The organism is Mycobacterium helveticum, from assembly GCF_007714205.1.
GTDB classification, from domain to species: domain Bacteria; phylum Actinomycetota; class Actinomycetes; order Mycobacteriales; family Mycobacteriaceae; genus Mycobacterium; species Mycobacterium helveticum.
On record NZ_VMQU01000299.1, the window covers coordinates 1 to 1,089 of the forward strand.

1 protein-coding gene is annotated in these 1,089 nt (G+C 63.2%); it reads left to right on the top strand.

Annotation, left to right across the window (positions count from 1 at the left end):
• Positions 1 to 40 precede the first annotated feature (40 nt).
• Positions 41 to 1,069 (top strand): IS630 family transposase, encoded by a 1,029-nt coding sequence (locus tag FPZ47_RS27595; protein ID WP_144957471.1) that lies wholly within the window; start codon positions 41 to 43, stop codon positions 1,067 to 1,069.
• Positions 1,070 to 1,089 lie beyond the last annotated feature (20 nt).

Here is a 1,089-nt window from a genome sequence, read left to right on the forward strand (position 1 = left end):
AAGCCTTTGCTGGCGAACGATATTCGTCGAGAATAGGTATATGCGCGATAACGATGGCCGCAAGCTTGATCACAAGACGCTCGAAGCGCTGCGGAAGCGAGCGGTGGAGCAGGTCGATGCGGGTGAGCACCCCGAAAAGGTGGCCGTGACAATGGGGTTCCACAAGAACACCGTCTATGGATGGCTGGCCAAGGTGCGCGACGGCGGCAAGGACGCGTTGGTGGCCAGGCCGGTTCCGGGTCGCCCACCCAAGCTTGGGTTGCAGCAGGTCTCGCGGCTCTATGAGTTGATCGCGGGCAGCGATCCGCGCCAGTTGTCGTTCGGGTTCGCGCTGTGGACCCGTTCGATGATCGCCGAGCTGATTCGCCGCGAGTTCGCGATCACCCTGAGCGAGGTCAGTGTGGGCCGACTGCTGCACACGATGGGCCTGTCGCCGCAGCGGCCGTTGCATCGCGCCTACCAGCAGGATCCCGATGCGGTCGAACGCTGGAAGCGCGAGCAGTTCCCCGCGATTCGAAAGGCCGCCAAAAAAGCAGGCGCAACCATCTATTTCGGCGACGAGGCCGGCGTCCGCTCGGACTACCATTCCGGCACCACCTGGGCACCGGTCGGCCACACGCCGGTGGTGGCCAACACCGGCGCCCGCTGGAGCATCAACATGCTCTCGGCCGTCAGCGCTCAGGGCAAGCTGCGGTTCATGGTCCACGACGGCAAGGTCAATGCGTCGGTGTTCATCGAGTTCTGCAAACGCCTGCTGCGCGACGCCGCCGCCCCGGTCTACCTGATCGTCGATGGCCACCCGTGCCACCGGGCCAGAGCCACCAAGGAATTCGTCGCCTCCACCAACGGCAGGCTCAAGTTGTTCTTTCTGCCCGGCTACTCGCCCGAACTCAACCCCGACGAGTGGGTGTGGAAGAACGTCAAGCACGATCGCATCGGCAAGACCGGCGTCACCAGCAAGGACGACCTGAAGAACAAGGCCACCAACGCGTTACGCCGACTGCAAAGACTCCCGCACCTGGTCCAGGGATTTTTCCGTGACCCGAATTTGGCCTACATCGCGGCGTGACTCGACTTACTTACGATCGC